Source organism: Vibrio sp. Y20_XG_PY13 (genome assembly GCF_024181925.1).
GTDB classification, from domain to species: domain Bacteria; phylum Pseudomonadota; class Gammaproteobacteria; order Enterobacterales; family Vibrionaceae; genus Vibrio; species Vibrio parahaemolyticus.
The window spans coordinates 119,114-136,612 of sequence record NZ_JAMZAL010000006.1 but is presented as its reverse complement, the minus strand read 5'-3'; the positions used below and the strand labels follow the sequence as shown (position 1 = coordinate 136,612).

Below are 17,499 nucleotides of genomic sequence, written 5' to 3'. Positions count from 1 at the left end.
GAGCGTAATACGCTCCCTTATCAGTGGTTTATTAATGAACAACGCACTTCGCACCACCGCTACGCTTCCATTATTGTTTACATTCACAGCCATATTCTGGTACTCGGATGCGACAAAAGATATCGTCTTCATTACGTTAGCTTCGATTGCTTGCTATCAGCTGATTTATTACAGGTCACACAGCCGCTTAGAGCTTCACTGGGACTGGATAAGTAAGGCCTTAGTCGTAATATCTACTTACTATGTGTTTAGTAAAACTTATCATGGTTTTAGCTCAAGCACGTTGAGAGTGGTGCTATCCATTACTCTGTGTTCCATTTTCCTTCCAAGGCTCAGACTGTCGAAAAACATGTTGGCGTGCTTTATCGCATTATCTGCCACATCGGCTTGCACCTACTATGTATTGCTCGGCAGTGAAGGCATCTGGCACTTAAATCGGATTAACTTTGCGACCTATGCCGCTGCTGTTGCCGTGCTCAGCCTGTTTTTAATCGCGCAAAAACAGCGGCACTTAATGCTTGTCGGTACCGTCTCTTTTATTCTGGTCAGCTTTCCGTTTATTGGTGCCTCTTCTCGCGGACCATTACTCGCTTTTACGCTTACAATGGGAGTCTTGACCTTACAAACCCTGCTTGAGAAAAATCGCATAAACGCTTTAATCATTGTGATTCTCAGTGTTGGTGTTCTAGCTCCTCAAATAATTAATAACTCATTTCTCAGTCACAAGTTGGTTCAAGTCAATGAATACAAAGAGAGTCAATCAAATAAAGACTACAATATTCATTCTCGCCTGGAACTCTGGAAGGCAGGGCTATCGTTTATACCATCAGCGCCATTGCTAGGGCATGGTTACAACGACAAACCTTTACTTAAGGAACGTTTTGAAAACTACGGTGGGTTAGATCTTACTATCCTGTACCACTACCATAATCAACTCATCTCTACGTGGGTACGTGACGGGTTCATTGGCACAATGATTATCATATTTTTGCTACTCAAACCCGTAACGTATTACCTCCGGCACTCCTGGCCCAATACCGATGCGATGCTGTTGGTGTGCGGCATCTACGCCGTATCTGGTTTAACGGATACACCGTTGAGCAATGCCAGTACGTTAAGTTTCTATTTGTATTTCTTCATTTTATATTTTTCAAAAGAGCGTTGTAATGAAAGTATTCGTCTTAAGCCTTAAACAATCCACCGATCGTAGAAAGCGCGTTGAGGAGACATTAGGTTTAACTGATATTGAATTTGAGTTCTTTGACGCTTTAACCCCCCAAGAGTTATCGCACGAGCAAAGACAAAGGTTAAATCCAGAAAAAACACGCAACTTAAAAGGTTATGAACTAACAGAAGGTGAAATTGCCTGCTTTTTTAGTCATATGGCCATATGGCAATGGAGTGCTCAGCACGGGCAAGATGTATTAGTTCTGGAAGATAATGTGGATATACACCCCAAGTTTACATTCCTAGTTGCCGACTTAAAGCAAGTCTACTCACAATGCACGAAGCCAAGAACCATCATCAAACTCTCAGCCTCTAAACAAGGGGTTCGCTTTAAGAAAACACATGATCTCAATGACAGCTTTACTTTGGGCAACTATGTTAAGCCAACAACAGGTGCAATGGGGTATCTGATGAGCTCAGAAACCGCTCAAAGCCTTGTAGAGCACGCAAATGAAATCATCGTACCAGTGGATGATTACATGGAAAAGGTATGGATTCATCGTACTAACATCGTTAGTGTTTATCCTAACGTGGTTTCCCGAGCCGTGCTCCCATCGACAATAGGTCACGTTAGAAAGAGCAAAACCTCATTAACGCTTCTTGATAAGATTAATATTGAGACATTTCGCCTGTATGAACAAATTAGACTTAAGGTATACCTGTTGGCAAATCGCTAAACAATATGCCAAAGTAACAGCAATTCAAGGCTTCGTACACCTTTAGAAACTGAGGATAAAGTGAAAGCTCTCAGAGACGTGATTTAACATACGCTCCTAAGAGCACATAGGACTGGCACTCACGACAATAGTAATGACTAATGATTGTGAACATTTAGTGATTTAAAATTAAACTGTCCACCGTTGAAAATAACATAGGCTGTAACTACCCTAATGACTTCTGAGCGTAACGACTTCGACCCTAAAGCATATAACCCTGAGTTTAAGCGCCACTTTCTGTCGCCTAAGTACTGGGGCACGTGGTTAGGTGTTATCTTATTTTTACCTTTATCATTAATGCCACTGAGTTTACAAAAGTGGTTGGCGAAAACCATAGCCAAAAAACTGTCGAAATCCCACAAAGGGCCAGCTCACCGAGCGAGGGTTAACTTTGAGCTGTGTTTTCCAGAAAAGTCGTTCCAAGAACGTGAAGCTTTGATAGAAAAAACACTCTACACAGCAGCCATGTTCTTTTTTCGCTTCGGGTTACTAAGTTTACGCTCACCAAAATGGCTTCAGGACCGTTGCCAAATTCGCGGCCTAGACATTTTACGACAGCACATTGCTAACAACGAAAATGTGATTTTAATGGTTCCCCACTCTTGGGCTATTGATGTGCCTGCTATCTTGCTCGCTTCAATGGGAATGCCAGTTTCTGCAATGGCGAAGAAACAAAAGAATGATGTTGCTGACTGGCTGATGTACAAGCAAAGAGTTCAATACGGTGGTCGTGTTTATGAACGCTCAGGTGGCATTAAGCCTTTTCTGAAATCCATTCGAGATGGCTATGTAGGGTATTATCTACCCGATCAAGATCACGGCCCAGAGCATAGTGTGTTTGTCGATTTTTTTGCCACACGTAAAGCAACGCTACCTGGTTTAGGCAAAATTGCAAAACTATCACGCTCAAAAGTACTGCCTCTATTTGCGTCAATGAACACAGAAGATGGTACGTTTGATATTGAGATTTTACCAGCGTTTGAGCTGGATAAAGGCGAAGAGCAAGACGCCCGCACCTGTAACGAAGCTATTGAATACTTCGTCGGTGATAAACCAGAACAATATATGTGGGTGCTACAGCTATTGCATTCACAAGAAGACGGCAACAATTATTACAATCTCTTTAAGCCGAGATACAACACTGACTGGCAAGTTGAAAAATGAAAAAAATTCTAATTATTGGCCCAGCATGGGTTGGTGATATGGTGATGTCCCAATCTCTTTACATCACACTAAAGCAACTGCACCCGGAAAGCCAAATTGATGTTATTGCACCCGGCTGGTGTAAGCCTATTCTTGAGCGTATGCCAGAAATTCACCAAGCAATCGAGATGCCGATAGGCCATGGTGAGTTTAGTTTATTAGGCCGCAGAGAGATTGGTAAATCATTACGTGAAAAGCAATACGACCACGCTTATATTCTGCCAAAATCAGCGAAATCAGCGCTGATTCCTTGGTTTGCGAATATACCTCTGCGTACAGGATGGAAAGGAGAGATGCGCTACGGTCTTCTCAATGACCTGCGTCCAAATATGAAATCCTTCCAATACATGGTTGAGCGTTATGTGGCTCTCGCTTACTCTAAATCAGAAATGGTTGATTCATCTTCTCTTGGAGGATTGGATAAACTGCCTCGCCCTAGCCTGTCGATCAATAAAGAAGAACAGCAAACAACCATCAATAAATTCAATTTAGATCAAAAACGACCAGCTGTTGGTCTATGTCCTGGTGCAGAATTTGGCCCAGCGAAAAAGTGGCCGGAAACACACTATGCCGAAGTTGCTACACAGATGTGCAAAGCCGGCCATCAAGTATGGCTGTTTGGCTCTCAAAAAGACCTAGAGACTTGTAACAATATCCGTGCACTTATTCCAACACAGTTCCATGAACACATTCATGTTCTAGCAGGGCAAACCAGTTTAATTGAAGCGGTCGATCTTCTTGCTGCATGTAAAACGGTGGTCGCAAATGACTCAGGCTTAATGCATGTAGCAGCCGCTGTAGGTTGTAATGTCGTTGCTGTTTATGGCTCAACATCACCAAAGTACACACCACCACTGGCTGAAAAAGTTGAAATGGTTCATACCGATATCGACTGCCGACCATGTTTCAAGCGTGAGTGCCAATACCAACATTTGAAATGCTTGACTGAGCTATCGCCAAAACAAGTCCTAGATAGCATCCAGAAGCTCGAAGCCATTGCGACTAGTTCATGTTAATTCGAATTATTTATACGGCACTGTTAGCGCTTGCCTCACCATTTCTTTTATTGGGCTTATATAAAAGCAAGCCCAATAAACCCAAATTTGGTGGGCGCTGGAAAGAACACTTTGGAATTACCCCACAGTTAAAAACGCATCAGCGTCCAATTTGGATTCATGCTGTTTCTGTAGGCGAAAGCATCGCGGCAACACCTCTAATCAAGGAACTCAAACAGCAATATCCAGAGCAACCTATCGTTGTCACAACAACCACGAGCACTGGTGCGGAACAAATAGCCAAGTTGGGTGATTTAGTTGAGCACCGCTATATGCCAATAGACTTTGGCTTTGCTGTAAAAAGCTTCCTAAAGGCAATACAGCCAAAGAAAATGCTGATTATAGAGACAGAACTGTGGCCAAATACGCTCAACGTCGTCAAACAAGCCAATATTCCGATCACCGTAGTTAACGCTAGGCTATCAGAAAAATCCTGTCAAAATTACGCAAAAGTCCAATGGCTTTTTAACCAACTTCATCCATGCTTGACGCAAGTACTTTGTCAAACGGATTCTGATGCAGAGCGATTTGAACGCTTAGGCGTCAATAAAGAGAAGCTATCGGTCACGGGCTCGATTAAATTTGATATTCAAATTTCAGATCACGTGAAGCAACAAGGCAAAGCACTTCGAGCGCAACTTGGAAAAGACCGCCCAGTATGGATTGCAGCGAGTACGCATAAAGGCGAGGATGAACAGGTATTAGAGGCACATAAACAGATTTTAGAATCTCATCCCCATACTCTACTCATTTTAGTTCCTCGGCATCCGGAACGATTTGACGATGTTTTCGCTCTTTGTAAAAAACAAGGTTTTGAAACTGTCCGTCGCACAGAAAAGCAACCTGCAGAAAACACAACTCAGATTTACCTAGGCGATACAATGGGTGAAATGCTCGTATTGATTGGTGCAGCAGACATCTGCTTTATGGGTGGTAGCCTAGTTGGAAATAAGGTCGGTGGGCACAACGTTTTAGAGCCAGCCGCTTTAGGCATACCTGTTGTTATCGGTTCAAGTTACTATAACTTCACAGACATCGTGAAAGCAATGCGCCACCAAGAAGCAATCATGCTGATCGAGAACAGCCAGCAGCTTTCTTTGTTCATCACCTCGCTACTCCGTGACGATAACCACCGTTTTGCTCTCAGTAAAAAAACAACCGCGTTTGTTGCCGGTAACGCGGGAGCTTTGAACAAGACTCTAAAAGGGATAGAAGAGCACTCATAACCATGACCTGACCATGACCATGACCATGAAAACATACGTAATAAATCTCAAAGAATCTGTTGAGCGTCGAGAGCATATGACCCAAGTGCTATCATCTATTAACTTTGAGTTTTTTGACGCCGAAAACATAAAGAAAGATCCGAACCACTTTATATACACCCTTTACGATGCGCAGAAAACGCGCAAGTACAAAGGCTATCAGCTAACCGTTCCGGAGTTAGGTTGCTGGGCAAGCCATATTGCTCTTTGGCGACATTGTGTAAAAATACAAGAACCAATTTTAATTCTTGAAGATAATATTGAACTACTTGGTCACCTGCATGAGCAGCTGGAAAACATAGAAAAGCTTACAGAGCAATATGGTTTAGTGAAGCTTGGTAATATTTTTGAGCGAAAACACGTAGATATAGCCAAGATAGATGGAAAATACAAACTAATAGCAAACCTGAAAGGTGCTTGTGGAACCTCTGCTTACGCTATAACGCCCACAACAGCAGAAAGATACCTCAAACAGATCGATGTTTTTTTCGAACCGGTTGATGACTTCATGGATAATGAGTGGCGAACAAATCAAACCATTTACAGTTACTTTCCTCCTTTAGTATCACGCAGCAATACAGCTTCCACTATAGGTAAGAGAAAAGTTAAATCAAATATAAGCTGGATAAACAAAATATATATCGAATGGTATAGGGTTTTCAAACAATGGAAACAAAAAGAATACAATCAACGAGCCAAATAATTTCAATATATACATTTTTTCACTTTAACATTTTACTCGTTATGGAACGGTTATGAGAAAAAAAACCATCATATCTATCATGCCACACTTAAAAGGCGGTGGTGTTGAAAAAGTAGTGTACCAATTAAGCGATGGCTTGAGTCAATATGATGACTGTGATGTACATATCATTACAATCAAACCGTACGAAAGCCTTATACCAATTTCAAATAGTGTTAAGATACACCATGTAGACACAACTATTAGAAACTCTTTAAACCTTCGAATTAGCGAAAAGTCAAAATCAAAACTGATTGTTGATTATATTAAAAACAACATAACCACGTCTGAACCAGAACTGATACTGTGTCATCAAGATACAGTATCAAAGATCATGAGACACAGTGAATTTAATAATACTTTTCATGTCATTCACAGTACTCTATCCCACGATAAGCTTAGCAACTCAACGGGTTTAAAGCGTTTACTTAGAAGAAATAAGCTGCGCTCTCTGTACAAAGGTTTAAATATTATCTGTGTATCAAAAGGGGTTGAAGAAGACTTAAAAACAAACTTTAAGCTAACCAACACAAGTGTGATATATAATGCGGTATGCCAACAGGCGCTTGAGCGTTACGCACAGGAACCCACTCAATTGCCAAGTAAAAAATACTTCATCAATGTGGGCAACTTTAGCCGTGCAAAACGACAAGATCGTTTAGTACGCGCATACTTGGAGGCAAACATCAAAGACGTAGATTTGGTTCTACTCGGTGAGTATTCGCACCGAACTAATGAAATACACGATCTGATGGCGCAGATGGAAGGTGCCGACAAGCGAATCCATATGCCCGGCTTTGTGAGCAACCCTTATCCATGGATAGCAAACTCGAGTGGTTTTATCCTATCATCAGATTATGAGGGGCTACCGACAGTATTATTAGAATCCATCGCCTTAGGAACGCCGGTGATTTCAACCGATTGTAATAGCGGCCCCAGAGAGATCTTCGGAGAAAATTTTAAACACTGCCTCAGTGAAGCAAGCACATCAAGTCTGAGAGATAAAATCATTGAGCTTTATAACTCTCCCAAGGATTTTACCATCCCGCTACGAGAAGAATTTTCTCTTAATTTTATGAGCCGCCAATACTATAAACTAATTAAACAACACCACTAATCAATATTAAGAGTTTCTATTATGGGGGCATTTGCCCTCACTATTTAGTTCTTTTCAACATTCTGTGATATCAAACAACCAGCGCCAATAACACTGTTATCTCCGATCTCAACGCCTTGCAGAATAGTCAACATTTGCACCAATGAAAACATTTCGACCGATTATGATAGGCTTACATGTGTAATCTGATGTCTTTCTTTTATCAGGAGAAAGTGGATGAAAATTACTCCCCAAACACATAAAACCGGGACCAATTAATGTTTCATCACCTATATGTATAGAGGATTTATCGGCAATAACGGCACTACCATTGTTAATCATCACATTTCGACCGATTTCAATAGTACTTTCTTCGCCTCGGGCTTCTATATATACTTCTGAAAGTCGCAATTGTGGAGATGTGTCATAACCCAAACAAACACCATCACCAATACTAACCCTTCCTTTACCCACAATCTTGACAGGCTGATTAATAGAAATATCCCTCCCAATTTCTGTCTGACCTTCCCTAAATAACGCATAAAATAAGAACTTTCTCCGGTATATACACAAAGCAAACTTTCTGTATTTGGCTATTATTTTTTTAATAATTAGATATCTCATACCAACATTACCACCTAAAGCTCAATGACAGAAGTAACTAGCAATCCTGCTCAACAACTAGAGTTTCTGAAATACTTCTTTACTCTTCTATTGAATTTAAACAATCGACTTAACTTAACACCTCGGGAAAAGTAAGTCTTCCATGCTTGAGCTTTACTATCAAATTCTCCACTAAAGAGAGCTCTTAATATTTCCACAAACAGATGTTTTTCATCTAGAGCTTTAACTACCTCTGTATTTCCTACAGCCCTTAGCATCTTTTATATTCATCCGTAAATCAATTAACTCTCTTTCATACATCACTTTCCATTTATTGATGAATTCTTCTTTTGTTCTTTGTTTTAAGGCACTAATTCCAACATCATATCGATAGTCAATTAATGACTCCATTAACTTAATGCTTTTTCCTTTTAATCGGCTTCTGAAGATAAATACTCGATCTTCGTTGATAACTTCTTTATCAATTTCCGGAAAATCATTAAACAATGATGAGTCAATCGCTGCGGTACAGCCTGCTGGTAAAACTTGACGCTCGATAATTGATTGATAAGAGTCATCAAAAACTTCACCTTCATCTCTGCCAGAAACAAAGTTGCCATGTTCATCAATCTTGTCAAACTGCGACAAAATGAGCTTAACATCTCTCTGCTCTTTCCAGGCTTGATATTGTTTTTCAAGTCGTTGTGGCTTAGACATATCATCACCGGCCTGAACAACGATCAGCGTATCATTAAACATCCCTTTCAATTTATTAAATTGAGAGACGAGGCCAACATTACATTCATTTTTAATAAACTCAATATTAAGCCCTTCTGGCTTTTCCATGAGTGTTTTTTCAATCACCGTCTCGGTATCATCGGGGGAACAATCATCAAAAATGTACAGCTTTTTAGGCCAAACCGTCTGATTAAATATAGATTTGATAGCACCTTCAATATACGCAGATTGCTTATAGCAAAATATTGCCACAATCATATCATCAATAATTTTCTTCATTTAATTATCCTAATATTGATTAATAATCCGGACAATTTTTTCTGCGTCTTCAACCGAAAGAGTTGGTCCCATTGGCAGGCTTAGCACTTCTTGGTGAATTCTCTCCGTCAAGGGCAATGTGTTTTCCGATAAACAGCGATAAGCCTCTTGTTGATGAGGAGGGGTTGGGTAATGTACCAGCGTTTGCACCCCCTCTTGGTGTAGATAACGAGCCAAATCTTCTCTATACTCTGTTCTCACCACAAATAGGTGCCACACATGCTCTTCAGCCGAGTCAACTGTTGGTAAAATAATTTTGGAATTCGATATATTCTGTAAATATACGTTTGCGATCATTCGGCGGCGATCAGTTTCCTCATCCAGATGCTTTAGTTTTACTCTTAACATTGCCGCTTGAATTTCGTCCAAACGCGAATTAACACCCTGGTATTTGTTCTCATACTTTTTATGAGAACCATAATTTCTTAACGCCATCAGCGTCTCAAATAGCTCTTTGTCATCAGTCGTAATAGCGCCGGCATCACCAAGTGCACCCAGGTTTTTTCCAGGGTAGAAGCTAAATCCAGCAGCATGCCCCCAGGCGCCACATTTTTTCTTGTCGATTAACGCACCATGAGATTGCGCGCAGTCTTCCAGAACCAATAGTTGGTTCTTCTCAGCAATCCCCATAATTTCACGCATTGGTGATATTTGACCATAGAGGTGAACAGGCAATATGGCTTTTGTCTTCGAAGTGATTGCCGCCTCAATATTTGCCGCACTTAAGTTAAAAGAGTGTTCATCAGGTTCAACCAAAACCGGGACCAAACCATTTTCAGTAATCGCTAAAACAGAAGCAATATAAGTATTTGCGGGCACAATTACTTCATCGCCGAGCTCAAGCTTCCCTAGCTCCTTCCATGCTCTTAAAGTCAGGGTCAAGGCATCTAGGCCATTTGCTACACCGATGCAGTACTTAGTTCCACAGTAAGCGGCAAAATCTGTTTCAAATTTACCCAGCTCCTTACCCATAATATACCAGCCAGAATCAATAACTCGGGCACAAGCTTCTTTCAGCTCAGCTTGATATTGCTGATTAATGCTTTTTAAATCTAAAAATGGAATCATTTTATTTCTCTGGGATATAAATCTCGGCGTCGCCTGTTATAACTTTCTTACGACCCACTTTACAGTATGTCTTAAAATAAACTCTTCGTTTATCTTTATCTATTTTTTCAATAATTACCGTCGCTGTTACTGTATCGTTGATATAAACTGGCATTCTGAACTTAAGAGATTGTGAAACATATACACATCCCTTACCCGGTAATTTAGTGCCAAAAAGTGCGGAAAAAAAACTAGCACTATTCATTCCGTGAGCAATTCTTTTTCCATACCTTGATTGACTTGCATATTCTTCATCTAGATGCACTGGGTTTCTATCTCCAGAGATCCCCGCAAATTGCTTGATATCAGCATCAGTGATTGTCTGTGAATATGACGCAGACATACCTACTTCCAGCTCCTCAATGTCATACATTTTCGATTTGCTCCTTATTCCAAGTTGCTACAACATCCTCTGGATAACCTCTGCGAAAATGCTTACGCCATGGATAAGCTGGCTTTCTGGAGCCATCTTTAAGTTTTATCTTTGATGTTGGACAGATTTTTTTTGCTGGAGAACCGGAATAAAGCATATCCTTTTCAGTTCGCCCACCAACGCAAGAATGAGCACCAACAAACACCCCTTCGGAAATTATTGAACCCGGCAATATAACTGACATCGTAGCCAGAACTGCAAAATCTTCAATTGTAGCACCCTGCATCACATTGCTAGGCGGGTGCGGATCGTTTGTAATGACAACATATGGAAAGATCCAAACAAAATTACCAATATGACTATGTTGACCTATATGTACATTACTGTGAGTTCTAACGTAATCACCTATAGTACAGTGTCCTTGAATATCACTTAAAGTACCAAGCTGAAAGTTTTCACCTACTATTGTTTTTTCTCGAACCGTAACATTGTGCCCTGTCGTCAACTTCGCACCAAATGTAGACCCTTCATAGAAAGTGCTCCGAGAACGAATATATGAATCCGGACCAATAACCAACTTTTCACCGCCTGAAAGGTGATTGGATACACCTAACTCACAGTACGATTCAACGATCGTATTGTCACCAATTACAACATTCTCATGAATAATTGAATAAGCACCAATGGTAACGTTTTTACCTAACTCTGCGTTCTCAGAAACAATCACTGTTGGATGTATGTCCATTTTTCATCTCTTCAAGGAATTTGCTATAATCACGAATATAATCTGCTTCATTATATACATCGCTTGCCAATACCAGCAGTACACAGTCTTCAGAAAAGTCTCTCATTTCATGCCACTGCATCACATCAATCATCAATCCCTTTTCCGGTGAATCTAATGTCACGGTCTCTTTATTTTTACCGTCATCCATTAAAATATCACAACGACCTTTTAAACAGACTGCCAGTTGTACCAGCTCTTTGTGTGCATGAAAGCCACGGGGTAAGTCAGGCTGCATACCAAATAAGTAATAAACACGCTTAATATCAAACGGAATATTAATACTTCCCTCTAACGCAACAAGACTACCTCGTTCATCTCCAATAACTGGAAAATCAACCCATTTTATTAGTGCCAAAACTTATTCTTCCAATAATGCTAATAGATACTGACCATATTCGTTCTTTGCCAATGCGTCACCAGCCTGAAGTAATTGTTCTTTAGACAACCATCCTTGACGGTAAGCAATCTCTTCAAGGCAAGCAACTTTAAGACCTTGTACATTCTCAATGGTTTGAACAAATGAAGATGCTTCATGCAGACTCTCGTGCGTACCTGTATCTAGCCAAGCAAAACCACGCCCTAGTAGCTCGACATTAAGGTGACCTTGATCTAGGTACATCTGATTCAGAGTAGAGATTTCTAATTCCCCTCGTTCTGATGGCTGTACTTGTTTTGCCAACTTAACGACTTGATTATCATAAAAATACAGACCTGTAACCGCGTAGTTAGACTTGGGCGCCACCGGTTTTTCTTCAATAGAAATAGCATGCATATCAGAATCAAATTCCACCACACCAAAACGCTCAGGATCTTTCACTTTATAACCAAAGACCGTCGCACCTTCTGTTAATGCTGCAGCTTGTTGTAGCTTCGGCGAAAAACCTTGCCCATAAAAGATGTTGTCACCTAGCACTAAACATACTGAATCATCGCCAATGAATTCTTCACCAATGATGAAGGCTTGAGCTAAGCCGTCTGGACTTGGTTGAATCGCGTATTGCAACTCAATGCCAAACTCTGAGCCATCACCCAATAGGCGCTGAAATCCTTCCTGGTCTTCTGGCGTGGTGATGATCAAGATTTCACGAATGCCAGCAAGCATGAGTACCGACAACGGGTAGTAAATCATTGGTTTGTCATAAACCGGCAGTAACTGCTTAGAGACACCGCGTGTAATAGGGTAAAGGCGAGTGCCCAAGCCACCTGCTAAAATAATGCCTTTCATTATTCGCCCGCTCCTAATCGCTCTAAACTGTATGAACCATCAAGCACACGTTGCCACCATTGCGGGTTGTTTAGGTACCATTCCACGGTTTTACGAATGCCGCTTTCAAAGGTTTCTTCTGGCGTCCAGTTAAGCTCTTGAGCAATCTTGGTCGCATCAATTGCGTAGCGCACATCATGACCTGGGCGATCTTTGACATAAGTGATCAAAGATTCATAAGACTCAACACCTGCCGGCTTGTCTGGTCGCAGCTCTTCAAGCAAAGCACAAATGGTTTTCACTACTTCGATGTTTGCTTTTTCGTTATGGCCACCGATGTTGTAGGTCTCACCGATTTCACCTTCCGTCACGACTTTGTAAAGCGCGCGAGCATGGTCTTCCACAAACAGCCAATCTCGGATTTGCATGCCATCACCATACACAGGTAAAGGCTTGCCATCGAGGGCATTCAGAATCATCAGTGGGATCAACTTCTCTGGGAAGTGGTACGGGCCATAGTTGTTTGAGCAATTGGTTACGAGTGTTGGGAGACCATAAGTACGCAGCCAAGCGCGTACAAGGTGATCGCTCGACGCTTTAGACGCAGAGTATGGGCTGCTTGGAGCGTATGAAGTGGTTTCGGTGAATAAATCATCCGTACCCTCTAAATCGCCATACACTTCATCCGTAGAAATATGATGAAAACGAAACGCCGATTTGTTCGCTTCCTCAAGGCTTGACCAATATTGACGCGCCGCTTCAAGAAGATGGTAAGTGCCCATGACGTTGGTCTCAATAAAAGCAGCAGGACCATCAATAGAGCGATCGACATGCGACTCAGCCGCTAAATGCATCACCATATCGGGTTGATGCTCTGAAAACACGCGGTCTAGTTCAGTTCGGTCACAGATATCCACTTGCTCGAAGTAATAACGGTCACTGTCCGCGACATCCACCAACGACTCCAAGTTTCCTGCGTAGGTGAGCTTGTCTAAATTCACGACGCTATCTTGGGTGTCACGAATAATGTGTCGAACGACAGCTGAGCCAATGAAGCCTGCCCCGCCTGTTACTAGTATTTTCATTGCAAATGTTACCTACTTTAATGAGTACTTTTAGTGGGTGTACCGAAATGCGCTATTGGATTGCCTCACGAATAACTGACAAAAAGCTCACTTTACGTATTTTCAGTATAACTTTTTTGTACATGATCAAAATCGGACGCTTGCCAAATGATTTGGCGTTTGAGCAATTCTTTTTTGAATGAGCGAAGAAGCCTTTCTAGGTTTTGCTTTTTCCAGTCGCCGTGTTCTTGTTTGCGGCACTTATCAAAATCAATAATCCACACTTTATCTTTGTCATCGATCAAGATGTTGTGGATATTCAGGTCAGTGTGATTAACGCCAGCGTTGTGCATTTTGGCAATTTCTTGCCCTATTTTTTGATACTTTCCTTCCGGTAACGGTTTTTCCAGCAAGATACTGACCAAGTCTCTTGCGTTAGGAATGCGCTCACTCAATAAATCGGCCTGATATGTCAATCCAGATTTCACAGCTCTCGCAGCAATTGGCCTTGGCACATGAACACCTGCATTAATCAGTGTAAGTAATAGTTGGAACTCTTGCGCACAACGCGTTTGCTCCCAACCTGAAAACCAATAATTGTCTTTAACTAACTTACCAAATAAACCCCCACGTCGATAATGACGCAGAGCGGCTTGCATCGCATCAAGCTGAACAAACCAAGTCGTGCCACGCCCTGACGCACTGCCAGTTACTTTGTTGGTGGATTGCCAATACTCTGCATCAAAAATAGGCTGACTAGGATCTTCAATAAGCTCCTCATCAAACCAAATGACTTGGTTGCTATCTCGATACTGCTGAATCATGTTGTAACCTCTAGCCTAGGTAGCGACTGGCCAATATGTATAGCCAAGTAAAAGCTGCGAACGCTAACGCAACCATAACGGCTGCCGATCCTATATCTTTAGCGCGACCACTTAATTCATGGCGTTCAACACCAATGCGATCCACCACCGCTTCTATCGCGGAGTTAATCAGTTCGACAATCAGAACTAATACCACGACACCAATCAATAAGATGCGCTCTATCATCCCGACATCAACCACGCACGCCAAAATCACAGCAATGCTTAGCAAAGCGAGCTCTTGTCGAACAGCAGCTTCATGTTTAAAAGCGGCTTTTAATCCCTGTATAGAATAACCTGTCGCTTTGATAATGCGCTTTACCCCAGTATTGCCTGGCTTTCCAGATTCTTGCGATTGATGCGGTGTTGTCTTTGACATTGCAGAACACTTATCGGTACTTCGTTATATTGGAGCCGTGTATTTTACATTTATTCGGGATGTCTGCATAATTTACCTGCCTCTATTCATCTAGTCAGACAATAATTATGTTCACTTCTGCCCCATCGTCATTATGCATCTTGCGTTTATCCGCTATTGGAGATGTGTGTAATACCATCGCTACTGTGCAAGCAATCCAGAAACAGTGGCCAACCACGCAAATAACTTGGATTACTGGCAAGTTGGAAGCTCAGTTGCTAGCGGCGATTGAGGGGGTCGAAGTCATTGTATTCGATAAAAAAGCTGGTTTAGATGGCTATAAAGCCTTGTGGAAACAGTTAAAGGGCCGAGAATTTGATGCTCTGTTACATATGCAATATGCGATTCGAGCTAGCGTCGCGACTTTGGGCATTAAGGCAAAATACAAACTTGGTTTTTCGTCTGACAGAAGCCAAGATTTTCAAACACTATTCACCAATGTCAAAGTTCCCTCACCACAATCTCTGCACGTGGCGGATGGTTTGATGGCATTTGCTCATCAAATTGGCATCCCTAACACGGAGCTAGACTGGGCACTTTCCTACTCCACACAAGACCAAGAGTGGGCAGAGAGTCATGTTTCTTGCGACAAACCCAACCTACTGATTGTGCCAGGAGCCAGTAAAGCATATAAAAACTGGAATGCTGAAGGGTACATAGACGTCATCCACCATGCGAGAGCACAAGGTTGGAATGTAATTCTGGCTGGCAGCCCAGCTCAAGTCGAACTGGATTTGGCAGATGCCATTCAATCTCGACTGGAAGAGCCATGTCTAAATTTAGTTGGGCAAAGCTCAATCCTGCAAATGCTGGCTCTGATTGACAAAGTAGACATGGTCATCGCGCCTGATACCGGGCCAGCTCACATGGCAAGCGCCATGAACACACCGATCATTGGTTTATACGCCCACCATAATCCGGTTCGAGTGGGCCCATATCGCTATCTACAGTATGCCGTCTCAGTTTATGAGGAAGTCATCTTGGCTGAAACAGGAAAAACCAGCCAACAACTAAGCTGGAGAACTCGTGCGAAAGATGAAAAAGCAATGAATCGCATCACAAGCAAGCAAGTGATTACAATGTTCAATCAAGTCGTAGAAGATTTGTACCCGCAATACCAGTAAACTCCCTGTATAGATTTGTTAAGAAGGAAGTCAATTTGTCCAAGCCAACTTTAGCCGTTGCCTTAATCGTCAAAAATGAAGAGAAGCATTTAAAAGCTTGTCTAGACACCGTAAAAGGTTGGGTTGATGAGATTGTCATCCTCGACTCGGGCAGTACCGACCGCACTAAAGAAGTTGCCCGACAATACACCGATAAGTTCTATACCAACTTAGACTGGCCGGGGTTTGGAAAACAACGCCAACTTGCGCAGCAATATGTTACGGCCGACTACGTATTGTGGTTAGATGCCGATGAACAGGTTACTCCTGAGCTAAAAGCAAGCATTTTACAGGCTGTTTCAGCAGATAAGCCTAACGTTTTATATAAACTAAATCGACTTAGCTCAGCATTCGGAAAGTTCATCTACCATTCTGGCTGGTCTCCAGATTGGATTGTTCGCTTGTATCGCACTGAATATACGCACTACAACGATTCACTCGTGCATGAAAAAGTCGATGAGAAAAGCTATCAGACTGAAAAGTTAGATGGTCGATTGCATCACTATACTTACGAGCATCTTCATCATTACATCAATAAAACCACTTGTTACCTCAAGGCCTGGACGGATGAGCGTGAAGGTAAAAAGAAATCCGGCTTAACCACTGCAATTGTCCATGCTCTTGCCAGTTTTTTAAAAATGTACATCCTCAAGAGAGGCTTTCTTGATGGTAAACATGGCTTTATTCTGGCGTGGCTTAGCATGCACTCTACCTTTGTGAAATACATTGATCTTTACTTACGTGAACAGGCAAAGAAATCATGAAAACGACTTTAATAATCACCACTTATAACTGGAAAGAAGCATTAAAAGCGGTGTTAGAAAGCGTAAAACGTCAAACCGTTTTGCCTGACGAAGTGATTGTTGCAGATGATGGTTCTCGAGAAGACACCAAAGCAATGATTGACCAAATGCGTGAAGGTTTTCCGGTTCCACTGATTCATAGTTGGCACGAGGATAATGGCTTCCAGCTTTCCATGAGCCGTAACCGTGCAATCGCTAAAGCTTCAGGTGATTACCTGATCATGGTCGATGGCGATATGGTTTTGTCGCAAACTTTTATCGAATCCCACAAACGCGTAGCAAAACCAAATTGGTTTGTTCAAGGCGGTCGAGTTCTGACGGACGAAACGTGTAGTCGTGACATTATGGAAAACGGATTGGTTCCTTCGGTGTTTAGCAAAGGGATCCGCAACCGAAAGAACTGCATCACAAACTCACTGCTATCGAACTTGTTCTCATACGAACGCAACAACGATAAAGCAACTCGCGGCTGTAACATGGCGTTTTGGCGACAAGATGTCATCGAGGTGAATGGCTTCAACCAAGATTTTGTTGGATGGGGACGCGAAGACAGCGAGTTTGTTCATCGCATGTTGAATGCAGGCAAATCACGTCTTTACCTAAAATTCGCAGGTGTAGGCTACCACTTGTACCACGTAGAAAACTCTCGCGCGTCATTGGGCCAAAACGATGAAATCTTAGAGAAAACCATTAAAAACAAGCTTAAGCGTTGTGAAAGCGGTGTTGACCAGTTTCTAAAAGCTTAAAAACTTTG

The 17,499-nt window shown here is 41.9% G+C and carries 20 protein-coding genes; 10 read left to right on the top strand and 10 right to left on the bottom strand.

From position 1 onward, the window contains the following. Positions 1 to 34: 34 nt before the first annotated feature. From NL646_RS15565 to NL646_RS15535, 7 genes are all read left to right on the top strand, one after another. Positions 35 to 1,192 (top strand): O-antigen ligase, encoded by a 1,158-nt coding sequence (locus tag NL646_RS15565; RefSeq protein WP_253664407.1) that lies wholly within the window; start codon positions 35 to 37, stop codon positions 1,190 to 1,192. After that, entirely contained in the window at positions 1,167 to 1,904 is a 738-nt protein-coding gene (locus NL646_RS15560) for a glycosyltransferase family 25 protein (RefSeq protein WP_102780274.1), read from the top strand. Before NL646_RS15565 ends, NL646_RS15560 begins: the two co-directional genes overlap by 26 nt. 213 nt (positions 1,905 to 2,117) lie before the next feature. Continuing rightward, positions 2,118 to 3,107 (top strand): lauroyl-Kdo(2)-lipid IV(A) myristoyltransferase, encoded by a 990-nt coding sequence (lpxM, locus tag NL646_RS15555; protein WP_253664406.1) that lies wholly within the window; start codon positions 2,118 to 2,120, stop codon positions 3,105 to 3,107. After that, positions 3,104 to 4,162, top strand: a complete 1,059-nt coding sequence (waaF, locus tag NL646_RS15550; protein ID WP_253664405.1) for a lipopolysaccharide heptosyltransferase II — start codon at positions 3,104 to 3,106, stop codon at positions 4,160 to 4,162. The genes lpxM and waaF overlap by 4 nt, the downstream gene beginning before the upstream one ends. After that, complete coding sequence (gene waaA / locus NL646_RS15545) at positions 4,156 to 5,427, top strand: lipid IV(A) 3-deoxy-D-manno-octulosonic acid transferase (RefSeq protein ID WP_253664404.1); 1,272 nt, start codon at positions 4,156 to 4,158, stop codon at positions 5,425 to 5,427. Before waaF ends, waaA begins: the two co-directional genes overlap by 7 nt. Positions 5,428 to 5,452: 25 nt before the next feature. Continuing rightward, positions 5,453 to 6,169, top strand: a complete 717-nt coding sequence (locus NL646_RS15540) for a glycosyltransferase family 25 protein (protein WP_253664403.1) — start codon at positions 5,453 to 5,455, stop codon at positions 6,167 to 6,169. A 52-nt stretch (positions 6,170 to 6,221) separates the two neighbouring features. Further along, positions 6,222 to 7,325 (top strand): glycosyltransferase, encoded by a 1,104-nt coding sequence (locus NL646_RS15535; RefSeq protein ID WP_253664402.1) that lies wholly within the window; start codon positions 6,222 to 6,224, stop codon positions 7,323 to 7,325. Positions 7,326 to 7,433: 108 nt separating this feature from the next. Here NL646_RS15535 and NL646_RS15530 read toward each other — a convergent pair whose 3' ends face one another. The 10 genes from NL646_RS15530 to NL646_RS15485 form a co-directional block, all read right to left on the bottom strand. Continuing rightward, positions 7,434 to 7,928 carry a DapH/DapD/GlmU-related protein gene (locus NL646_RS15530; RefSeq protein WP_253664401.1) on the bottom strand — a complete coding sequence of 165 codons (495 nt, stop codon included), beginning with the start codon at positions 7,926 to 7,928 and terminating at the stop codon, positions 7,434 to 7,436. Positions 7,929 to 8,150: 222 nt separating this feature from the next. Further along, the gene (locus NL646_RS15525) at positions 8,151 to 8,924 is read right to left on the bottom strand and encodes a glycosyltransferase (RefSeq protein ID WP_253664400.1); all 774 of its coding nucleotides are present in this window, start codon (positions 8,922 to 8,924) and stop codon (positions 8,151 to 8,153) included. Positions 8,925 to 8,933: 9 nt separating this feature from the next. Then, positions 8,934 to 10,031: a DegT/DnrJ/EryC1/StrS aminotransferase family protein gene (locus NL646_RS15520; RefSeq protein ID WP_253664399.1), complete on the bottom strand. Its 1,098-nt coding sequence runs from the start codon at positions 10,029 to 10,031 to the stop codon at positions 8,934 to 8,936. Position 10,032: 1 nt separating this feature from the next. Beyond that, positions 10,033 to 10,443 (bottom strand): MaoC family dehydratase, encoded by a 411-nt coding sequence (locus tag NL646_RS15515; protein WP_020839968.1) that lies wholly within the window; start codon positions 10,441 to 10,443, stop codon positions 10,033 to 10,035. Beyond that, a complete protein-coding gene (locus NL646_RS15510; RefSeq protein ID WP_253664398.1) occupies positions 10,436 to 11,188 on the bottom strand; it encodes an N-acetyltransferase in 753 nt (250 codons plus the stop codon). The genes NL646_RS15515 and NL646_RS15510 overlap by 8 nt, the downstream gene beginning before the upstream one ends. Then, positions 11,157 to 11,585: an FdtA/QdtA family cupin domain-containing protein gene (locus NL646_RS15505; RefSeq protein WP_253664397.1), complete on the bottom strand. Its 429-nt coding sequence runs from the start codon at positions 11,583 to 11,585 to the stop codon at positions 11,157 to 11,159. The genes NL646_RS15510 and NL646_RS15505 overlap by 32 nt, the downstream gene beginning before the upstream one ends. A 3-nt stretch (positions 11,586 to 11,588) precedes the next feature. Further along, a complete protein-coding gene (gene rfbA, locus NL646_RS15500) occupies positions 11,589 to 12,455 on the bottom strand; it encodes a glucose-1-phosphate thymidylyltransferase RfbA (protein WP_253664396.1) in 867 nt (288 codons plus the stop codon). Beyond that, positions 12,455 to 13,519, bottom strand: coding sequence for a dTDP-glucose 4,6-dehydratase (gene rfbB, locus NL646_RS15495; RefSeq protein WP_253664395.1), 1,065 nt, complete (start codon positions 13,517 to 13,519; stop codon positions 12,455 to 12,457). Before rfbB ends, rfbA begins: the two co-directional genes overlap by 1 nt. Before the next feature lie 92 nt (positions 13,520 to 13,611). Then, entirely contained in the window at positions 13,612 to 14,322 is a 711-nt protein-coding gene (locus NL646_RS15490) for a 3-deoxy-D-manno-octulosonic acid kinase (protein WP_253664394.1), read from the bottom strand. 10 nt (positions 14,323 to 14,332) lie between these two features. Next, complete coding sequence (locus tag NL646_RS15485; protein ID WP_005459671.1) at positions 14,333 to 14,740, bottom strand: diacylglycerol kinase; 408 nt, start codon at positions 14,738 to 14,740, stop codon at positions 14,333 to 14,335. A gap of 107 nt (positions 14,741 to 14,847) precedes the next feature. Between NL646_RS15485 and NL646_RS15480 the strand changes: the two genes are divergently transcribed. The 3 genes from NL646_RS15480 to NL646_RS15470 are packed head-to-tail and all read left to right on the top strand — an operon-like array spanning position 14,848 to position 17,491. Further along, on the top strand, positions 14,848 to 15,903 hold the full coding sequence (locus tag NL646_RS15480) for a glycosyltransferase family 9 protein (RefSeq protein ID WP_029829999.1): 1,056 nt from the start codon (positions 14,848 to 14,850) through the stop codon (positions 15,901 to 15,903). A 35-nt stretch (positions 15,904 to 15,938) separates the two neighbouring features. Then, a complete protein-coding gene (locus NL646_RS15475; protein WP_253664393.1) occupies positions 15,939 to 16,706 on the top strand; it encodes a glycosyltransferase family 2 protein in 768 nt (255 codons plus the stop codon). After that, positions 16,703 to 17,491 carry a glycosyltransferase family 2 protein gene (locus tag NL646_RS15470; RefSeq protein WP_025504103.1) on the top strand — a complete coding sequence of 263 codons (789 nt, stop codon included), beginning with the start codon at positions 16,703 to 16,705 and terminating at the stop codon, positions 17,489 to 17,491. Before NL646_RS15475 ends, NL646_RS15470 begins: the two co-directional genes overlap by 4 nt. Positions 17,492 to 17,499 lie beyond the last annotated feature (8 nt).